Annotated in this window: 3 protein-coding genes; 2 read left to right on the forward strand and 1 reads right to left on the reverse strand. The window is 40.0% G+C overall.

Features of this window, described 5'->3' with window-relative positions; translation table 11 throughout:
* Positions 1-27: 27 nt before the first annotated feature.
* A complete protein-coding gene (locus ACFSKL_RS19180; protein ID WP_376888434.1) occupies positions 28-4341 on the reverse strand; it encodes a PAS domain S-box protein in 4314 nt (1437 codons plus the stop codon).
* Between the two features lie 104 nt (positions 4342-4445).
* Here ACFSKL_RS19180 and ACFSKL_RS19185 point away from each other — a divergent pair, with 104 nt between their 5' ends.
* Both ACFSKL_RS19185 and ACFSKL_RS19190 read left to right on the forward strand, forming a co-directional pair.
* On the forward strand, positions 4446-6605 hold the full coding sequence (locus ACFSKL_RS19185) for a S9 family peptidase (RefSeq protein WP_376888436.1): 2160 nt from the start codon (positions 4446-4448) through the stop codon (positions 6603-6605).
* A 53-nt stretch (positions 6606-6658) separates the two neighbouring features.
* Positions 6659-9610, forward strand: a complete 2952-nt coding sequence (locus tag ACFSKL_RS19190) for a S9 family peptidase (protein ID WP_376888437.1) — start codon at positions 6659-6661, stop codon at positions 9608-9610.
* Positions 9611-9971: the final 361 nt, after the last annotated feature.

Consider the following 9971-nt stretch of genomic DNA (forward strand, 5'->3'; position numbering starts at 1 on the left):
TACCTTAAATAAACATTGTTTTGCATATCATACACTGATGTATTTGATGATTTTCGCATATAGATCATCTGGGTTGAATGGTTTTGGGATGTAATCATTCATCCCGACTGCTTCAAGTTGCTCTTTTACCTCAATCAAAGAAGATGCCGTCAATGCTATAATAGGAAGAGAGCTAATCTTCTCGTTTTTATGGCTGCGGATATACTCGCCAACTTCAAACCCATCTTTTTCAGGCATTTGAAGATCCAAAAGTATCAAGTCGAAATTTTGTCTGTCAATCGCCTCTATAGCCTCATTGCCATCATTGGTCATCACCACTTCTTTTACCCCCCATTTGTTCAGGAATTTTTTGATCATGATCTGATTCACCAAATTGTCCTCGGCGACTAAAATGGAGGCGTGTGACAGGTTTTTTTCAATATTTACTTGATCTTCCTTACTTTCTGGTGTATTTCCTTCCTGTTTTGCAAAATCCAATTCAAAACTAAACTTGGTCCCTCCATGAGGCATGCTTGTCACCTTGATATCCCCACCAAACAGCTCAACAAGTTTCTTGACAATTGTAAGCCCTAAGCCAGTACCACCATATTTTCTTGTTGTTTCTGTGCTGGCCTGTGTAAACGCCTCAAATATTGCCTGTATTTTTTCATCCGGTATCCCAATACCACTGTCTTCAAAATCAAACCTTATCTTCAAAGATCGGCGACTTTCAGATACTCTTTTCAGGCTGATTTTCACAAACCCTTTTTCGGTAAACTTGATTGCGTTGGAGATGAGGTTATTGGCAACTTGGGCCAACCTTACAGGATCTCCCATCAATACTTTGGGGATGCTGCCGTCGATTTCAAAACTGACATCCAAACTTTTTTCTCTCGCTTGATAGGTATAAGAGTGGATGATTCTGTTGAATACCACATTGATGTCAAATGCCACATTCTCCAATTCAACCTTTCCTGATTCTATCTTATTGAAATCCAGGATATCGTTAATCAACCCCAAAAGGTTCTCTGCAGAAAACTGCAAAGTTTTCAGATTCTCCAATTGATCGGGCCTAGGGTTGTCTTCGATCAAAAGATGGGCCATTCCGATGACTGCATTCATTGGGGTCCTGATTTCATGGCTCATGATGGACAAAAATTGCGATTTGATATTTGAAGCTTGTTCCGCTTTTTCTTTGGCGTAGAAAAGTTCTCGCTGGGCTTCTTTTAGCTTTGTAATATCCCTGGCAATTCCGGTATAGTGCCGTACATTGCCCCATTCATCTTTAATCAACTTCCCATTGGAGCTAAACACTCTATACTCCCCATTCTTATGCCTCAACCTAAATTCCAGGTATTGGTGGTTTTCGAAAATAGCTGAAATAGAATTATTCAACATCCCCGAAAAAACAGTTAAATCATCCGGGTGTAAATATCCAGTCAATCTTGTCTTTGTCACTTCATGAATCTCATAGCCCAAAAACTGCTTGACGTTAGGCGATACGTAGGTAAGTTCCAAATCAAGGGAGAGTGAAAATATTATCTCGGTGGACTCTTCTACCAAGGTCCTGTACTTCTCTTCACTTGCCTTCAGGTTTTCCTTGGCCACGTATTCTTCATTGATATCCCGTACTATGCCAAGTGCATACTCCACTTCCCCCTGATAGACAATAGGTCTAACAGTCATTTCATATACCCTTTTTCTATATTTCAGGATTTTTTGGACAAACTCCCTGTTTTCCAATGACCTGATTACAGAAGGCTTGATTTCATGGAGATTGCTTTTGTGGATCTCTTCCAAGGTTTTTCCTTCAAAATCCGCCGAAGTCATCCCCCAATTCTGAAAATTAGTCCCCTCGGCAACGATATAGCGTAAGTCTTTGTTAATCAGAAAAACATTTGTCAAAGGGATATTGGCAGCTAAAACCCTGTATCTTTTATTGGATCTAATGATCTCTTCCCTGTCTTTTTTCCTCTCTGTGATATCCTGGATCAACCCTTCATGAAGTTTAATCTCCCCATTTGGTCCCAGTACTTCTTGGGTTTTGTCTTCAACCCAACAATATGTCCCATCACTCTTCCTAAGCCTGTATTCCCCCGAAAAAGAAGGGATTCCATTTTCATTCTTTTTTGAATAATGGAATTTCAGGATATCCTTGGCATCTTCTGGATGTATAATATCCAAAATACTTATTCCCGAATTGATCAGGAAATCAGCTTTGTACCCAAACTGCTTAATATTCTCAGTAATGTAGACTATTCTAAAATTATCTTTTGGGTCAACCGTAAACAAAACCGCGGAGCTGTTTTCAACTATCAACTTGGCTTTTTTTGCCAAAGCTTCCTGCTTAAACTGCTGGGAAAGGTTTCTAACCAAAAATGAATATCCGAGTTTTTCTCCCAAATCATTTGAAAATACCTGAACAGATAACTCATATGGTTCAAAAACACCTTTTGTGGTCTTCACATAGATCTCCTGTCTATATTCGTCCCCTTCTTTCAATTCGCCCAACAACTGATAAAAATCCCTGTTACCCGAAAATTGAAACTCAAACAAATCTGTTATTTTCCGGTTTGACTTCCTTTTCTTTCCAACATTCACTTCTTTTGAGGCGGCCTTGTTCATATAAATCACCTTCAGAAGATTGTCTGTCACAAAAATAGGGTCATTTACTTGGGCCAGGATTTGGGATTGTAACTTCAGGTATTTCTCAGCATCCCTTTTGTCGGTAATATCTGTACAATACCCAAAAATCTCCAGATTCGAAAAGCCAGGCACTTTTCTTATTTCTATGGTATAGCTCAAATACTTGTCTCCCCGCTCATTGGTCAAGCTAAATTCCCCTGAGGTTGTTCTTTGAAGATTGATCGCTCTATTCACATTTGTCAAAAGGGAATACCTATCCTTTTTTTTGATTTTTTTCAAAAGATCGGTAACAGTTGCAGAAGACATCTTTTCATCCAATCCAAATATCTTGTTGAGTCCCCTTGAAAAAAACAATTTGTTTTTGGTATTGCTGAACCTCCAAGAGCCTGATTTGGCCAAAATCTCAGTTGAGGCCAAAAGGTTTTCATTTCTTTCCAATCTTTTCTTGATGGAACGGTTGATAAATGTACCTGCATAGATATCCCCAAGCTGGCTAAGAACATACTCATCCTTTTCGTGCCAAGCCCTCGGTTCTCCTACAGCATCCAATCCAAAGAACCCAATCAACTTATTTTCTGAGAAAATAGGGATCAAGATCACTGAGGCAATATCCTGTTGAAGATAAATATCCCGCTCATAGGTATACATTTCGTCCATTTGAGCCACATCAGGAATAATGAAGATATTCCCTTCTTTGAGAGACTTGATAGTGAGCAAATCATCAGTGATGGAAATACTCTTCATATAGTCCATCTGTGGATCTACACCTTCTGCCGTCCACTCATAAGCGTATTCAATTTCACTTTTGGATTCATGAAACAAAAAAATGTAAGCCCGATCCGCTTTTTCAAACTCTCCAAGTATCCTCAACGAATCATTGAATACTTTATCCACTTGGTCGAGCGTAGTATTCACAAATTTCTTTGAGATCAAATTGATGAGTTTCTCAAGCTCATATCGTTTCTGAAGAGATTTTTCCGCTCTTTTATACGAAGTTATGTCCCTTGCACTTATCAATATGCCCTGTACTTGGGGATCATGGATCAGGTTTTTCCCATAACTTTCGATATAAATCTTGTCCTTTCCAGGTATTTCAACCCACATCCCAATCTTCTCCTCCTCCAAAGATCCCAATAACTTTCCAAAATCCCCCTCCACTATATCCAAAATCCCCCTGTCCACAAACTCCATGTAAGACTTGCCTATAATGCTGCCTGGAGCTACACCGATTTTATCAACAACTGATTCGCTGACAAATTTATACACTCCATTGGAATCCATAATCGCTACCATGTCATGGATGTATCTCAAGACCTTGTTGATGAAATTCTGATTCCTACCTTTATTCCCAAAATTTATCGGATAGATAGTTGGGGCATCCGGAATCAAAAGCTTGCCTTTCACTATCAGAATTTGGTCTTGGGTAGAAGTAGAAAACCTGATCAAATCCCAATGAAACTCCATCATTTCCCCAAATTTATTCCGCTTGGATTGGATAAATTCTATATGCGGTAATTCGACTTTCTCGAAAAAGTCGTTAATTACTTCCTGAATTTGTATTTCCGAAAAAAATTGATCCCAACGGTTGGGCAAAACGTCAAAATTATCTTTACAAAAATTATTGAAATATCGTAAATTCTCCTGATCGAAGGCGATCACGGGTGCTGGTATATCATCAAAAAAACCAAAGATATCAAGACTTGGAGTAGGATTCATTTAAAACTGAGGGTTATTGCTATTTATTCAAATTCATTAATTCTCCTGAACTTCTAAACTACAACAAATTCTCTTAAAACATATTTCCAATTTAAATAAAGACTATGTTACAAAAAACTAAATCCATTATTCTCTTCTCCTTTTTTCTTTGGAATTACGCCATCGCCCAAAATAGTGAGTTGATACAATTGACAGACCTCACCAAAATCGTCACTACATCTTCCCACCAAATCACACCTGATGGAAAAAAAGTGGTATTCGTAAAAAATTTTGTCGAAGACAAGGGTAAGGAACAATATAGCTACCGAAGCCAGGCATGGATCACAGACCTATCTGACAACCCAAAAAGTCACCCACTTACTTCCGGGGAATACAATGTCTCTTCAGTTTCCCTTTCACCCGATGGTTCAAAAATAGCATTCTCCAGACCCAAAGATGGGAAATCACAGATTTGGATATTGCCCTTGACAGGAGGTGAAAGCCAAGTCTATACGGCAGAAAAATATGGTGCCAGCAATCCACAATGGTCCCCGGATAGTAAAAAAATCCTGTACAGCACCACTTTCCCTATTTGGGCTATAGATGGCAAGCCTGACTGGGAAAACCAAAGACCTGGAAGGGAATATGGCGATGAGCCAAATTACAAAGCCATCAATGCTGGCATAGGAATGGAAGAAATCAAGCCAAACCCTGATGGCACCTTAGAAGAACTGCGTGCCTGGTTGGCAAAGAATGCAGCCAAAAATGACCCAAAGGTCGTTGATAGATTGAATTTCTTGGGAGAAAGGGATCTAAGTCCCGATTTGTATTTTTCCCACCTTGGAGTATTGGATATAGAAACCGGCAAAACAGAATTGTTGACACAGGGATTTCAGAGTTATTTTGGAGCTACCTGGTCTCCCGAAGCAAATTATATCTTGACTTCATCACTCAAAAACGAAGAACACCCTGATTTCACAAACCATACTGAAATTTGGAGAATAGACCTGAAGACAAAAGCATCTGAAGTGTTTTTCAAACTGGAAGGGTATAGGGTTGGCAACCCCAATTTTTCTCCTGACGGAAAGTCAATCCTATTCAATGGACAAAACATCGATGAACCAAGCTACAACATGGGAATGCTCGGTTTGCTCAATGCCGATGGCACAGGCTTCAAATGGCTGACAGAATCATTGGACAGAAGTCTTTCAAGCGGACACTGGACAGATGATAGTCAGTCCATATATTTCACAGGTGCCAATGAAGGTGGGAGTTCCTTATGGAAAGTCAATGTAAACAACAGTAAAATCGAGCCAATTATCACAGGACCAGTCGGTGTGGGAAACCTGAACATTACTGGCCAAAAAATGGTCTACAGCCTAATCCAAATAGAAAACCCTTCAGAGTTCTATGTCTCGGATCTAGAAAACAAAAACCCCAAGCAAATAAGCAACTTTAACCAAACCTGGCTGGAAGGCAAAAAAATATCGAAACCCATCGCACATAAGCTCAAGACAGAGGATGGATTTACTGTTGACTATTGGGTGATGGAGCCTATAAATAAAGTAGCTGGAAAAAAATATCCAACTGTACTCCAAATGCATGGTGGCCCTTCTGCTATGTGGGGCCCAGGAGAGGGCTCGATGTGGCATGAATTCCAGGTAATGGCAGCTATGGGCTATGGTGTGGTGTACGCCAACCCTAGGGGAAGTGGTGGCTATGGAAAAGAGTTCCAAAAGGGGAATTTCCAAAATTGGGGAGATGGTCCATCCTCAGATGTATTGGGTGCGCTTGATGAAGCCACCTCCAAATATACTTGGATAGACAAAGACCAATACTTCCTCACAGGTGGGTCTTACGCCGGCTATCTTACTGCATGGATTGTAAGCCATGACCACCGGTTCAAAGCGGCATTTTCCCAAAGGGGAGTATATGAACTGACCTTTTTCTTAGGTGAAGGAAATGCATGGAGACTGGTACCCAACCACTTTGGGTATCCATGGGAAGATGGCGTAAAAGAGATCTTGGATTACAACAGTCCGCAAACCTATGTCCAAAACATCAAAACTCCCCTACTCATCAAGCATGGAGATGTAGATTACAGAACAGGTGTAAGGCAATCAGAACTCCTCTACAAAAGCCTAAAAATACTTGGCAGGCCTGTAGAATATGTAAGATATCCAGAGGAAGGCCATGAAATGTCAAGATCAGGTGCCATCCACAGAAGAATCGATAGGATGGGAAGGATTATGGAGTTTTTTGAAAGGTATGTAAGCCATCCGTAACAAGACAAGCATTCAGAAATTGACCCAGTATAAATCAATAATATCCAATAAATATGAAAAAACAACTAATCTATTCACTCTTGGCGTTCCTGTTGATTTTCAACAGCTATGCACAAGATTCCAAAGATCCAAAACCCATGGGATGGCAAGATATCCCTTCGTGGAAATCTATCTCAACATACAGTGTAAAAATCTCTCCTGATGGGAAATGGATTGCTTATGCCATGCTTCCTGTGGAGGGGGATGGAGAACTCATCATCCAAAAGACTGGTGACATTACCAGCAAAAAATCATACTCCATAGGGTCTACCAATACCCCTAATGCTGTCTTTTCTGAAAATAGCCAATGGATAGCTTTCAAAGAATACCCAAAGGAAAAAGAGAAAAAAGCAAACGAAAAAGGTGGCAAGCCATTGCCTGAAAAAGTTATCCTTATCGAACTCGACACTGAAAAGAAAACGACTTTTGAGAAAGTATCCAGTTTTTCTTTCAATGGTGAATCCTCCACACATTTGGCCCTAAACCTAAGCAAAGAAGGGTCAAATGGGGATGCCAAAGGTTCTGATTTACTTTTGGTACAACTCAAATCTGGCAAAAACCAAAACCTAGGCAATGTCCTTGAGTTTTCTTTCAACAAAGCAGGTTCATACATGGTCTATACCATCGATGCTGCCAATCAATCTGGAAATGGGATCTACCTGATGGATGTGTCCAATGGCAAAACCCAAGTATTGGAAAGTGATGCCGCTTCTTACAAATCCATCAACTGGACAGAAAAAGGAGATGCTTTTGCGCTCTTGAAAATGGTCAAGGACAAAAAGTACAAGCAAGACCATGGGAAATTGATTGGAGTAAAAAATCTGGGCAACCCGCAATTGACAATCTATGATCCGGCGAAAGATTCCGTCAACTTCCCTAAAGACTACACCATCAGCCCCAACAGAAGGGCACAATGGTCTGAAGATCAAAACAGATTGTTTTACGGAATCCATCCGTTGGTTTTAGCCAAAAAAGAAGAAAAAAAGGATGAGGAAAAAGAAGATAAAGAAGCAAGCCAGAAAGCTGATTCCGAAAAACTATCCCTAATCCTTGCTGATTCGACAATCAAATCCATAGCTGACCTCCAAAAAGCAATTGCAAAGGCTGACAGCTCTAAAACAAAAACACCAAGCACTTCTAAAGATGACCATAAAAAACCAGATCTGACTATCTGGCATTGGCAAGACAGCAGGCTCCAATCCAGACAACAAGTCTTGGAAAACCAAGATAAAAATTTCAGTTTTTGGTCAATGTATGACCTCAAGTCGAGCAAGCACATCACACTTCAAGACAGTAGCATGAAGGGCTTGACATTGTTGCCTAAGGAGCGATATGCCCTTGGTACAGACCAACGTGCCTATGAACTGGATGTGAACCTCAATGGCCAAAACTATCAGGACATCTACCTGGTTGACCTCACCAATGGCGATCGCAAACTGCTGTTCGAAAACCTCTACCTACCATCTTATTCCTCCTATCCACGGCCTTCTCCAGATGGGACGAAGCTGATCTACGGACATGACGGACACTTCTATATCTATGATATGCTTACCGGAACGAAAAACAATATTACAGAAGCCTTGCCGGTTTCATTTGTCAATGTTGAGGATGACCACAATGTCACCAAACCACTTCATGGAGCCCTTGGTTGGAGCAGTGACAGCAGATATGTACTGCTCAGAGATGGCTGGGATATTTGGCAAGTACCATTAAACAATCGTGAAAAAGCCATCAATCTCACACAGAATGGCCGAAAAGATAAAATCCGCTATCAAAACAGATTTGTTTTGGACGAAGAAGAGAAGGGTTATGATTGGAAAAAAGCCCAGTATTTTAGATCATATGGTGAAAAATCCAAAAAAAGTGGAATTGTAAAAGTTGAACCAAGTAAAGCTGGATTGCAGGCAGGCGCAAAATCTTTGCTATGGGAAGACGCTAATATCAATAGGTTTTCAAAGGCAAAATCCTCAGATGTATATTTCTTCACCAAAGAAAAATTTAATCTCCCTACTGAATTTTACCTAACAGATGCGCAGATCAGTTCCCAAACCAAATTGACCGAAAACACACCTGATGCCGACAAGTATCTTTGGTCTAGTGGTGCGAAGTTGATAGATTATGTTTCTGACAAAGGCGACACTTTACAAGGTGCATTATTTCTTCCAGCAAACTACCAAGAAGGAACCAAATACCCTACAATCATATACTATTACGAAAAACTTTCCCAGACACTTCACAATTATGCAGCACCAGGGTTTAGCGGAACAGGCTGGAATCCCAACATCTACACAAGTAATGGTTACGCTGTATTTATCCCAGATATTGTCTATACGATGGATGACCCAGGCATGTCTGCTGTATGGTGTGTTCTTCCCGGTGTCAAAGAAGCCATCAAAACCGGAGTAATTGACGAAAAAAGAATGGGCCTTCATGGACATTCTTGGGGAGGATATCAGACTTCTTTCCTGATCACCCAGACAGATATGTTCAAGGCAGCAGCAGCGGGCGCACCTTTGACCAATATGATATCCATGTATGACTTGATATATTGGAATTCGGGTGGTGGTAATATGTCTATTTTCGAAGCTTCACAAGGTAGGTTCAAGGGTGCTCCTTGGGAAAACTGGGAATCTTACCAAAGGAATTCACCAGTGTACCATGTGAAAAATGTAAACACGCCACTACTCATGTTGCATAATGACAAGGATGGGGCTGTGGATTTCACACAGGGAATAGAATACTACAATGCCTTGCGAAGGTTGAAAAAACCTGTAATAATGGTTCAGTACAAAGGTGAAAACCATGGGCTTTCAAAACTCGAAAACAGAAAAGATTACAGTGTCCGGATGATGGAGTTCTTTGATCACCATCTCAAGGGTGACTCGGCAGCCGATTGGATAAAAGAAGGGGTGGAAAAACTTAAACTTGAAGAGCACTTGGAGTCCAGAACCTTTGGGAACAACTAAATATTAACTAGGTTTTTATAAAATAACTATACATAAATATAATTATTTGACTAAAAATTCATAAAAAATACCTACAAGTAGGTATTTTTTATGAATTAATTATTCAAGATATTTGGAGAGCTTTTAGATTTTATCTTAAAGGTGTTTAAGTTTTATGTGGGATTACATTTCCAGTTACACAAAAGTCTCCGTCCATGACGGAGACTTTTTTTATTGATTATAAAACCTAAACTTCAATTAGAAATAACCTGAGTTCAATTGTTATCACAAAGTCAAAATCAATAAAAATATCCAGTTACAAGGCAAATTTTTGAGGGATAGCCTAAGCTATCGCTCAAAAATTTAACGCAGTAAATGGGTG

The organism is Belliella marina (assembly GCF_042682445.1).
Taxonomy (GTDB): domain Bacteria; phylum Bacteroidota; class Bacteroidia; order Cytophagales; family Cyclobacteriaceae; genus Belliella; species Belliella marina.

What these genes read in the sequence shown, in the direction of transcription:
- ACFSKL_RS19185 (WP_376888436.1), top strand. Translation starts at nt 4,446, where the DNA reads ATGTTACAAAAAACTAAATCCATTATTCTCTTCTCCTTTTTTCTTTGG.
- ACFSKL_RS19180 (WP_376888434.1), bottom strand. Translation starts at nt 4,341, where the DNA reads ATGAATCCTACTCCAAGTCTTGATATCTTTGGTTTTTTTGATGATATA.
- ACFSKL_RS19190 (WP_376888437.1), top strand. Translation starts at nt 6,659, where the DNA reads ATGAAAAAACAACTAATCTATTCACTCTTGGCGTTCCTGTTGATTTTC.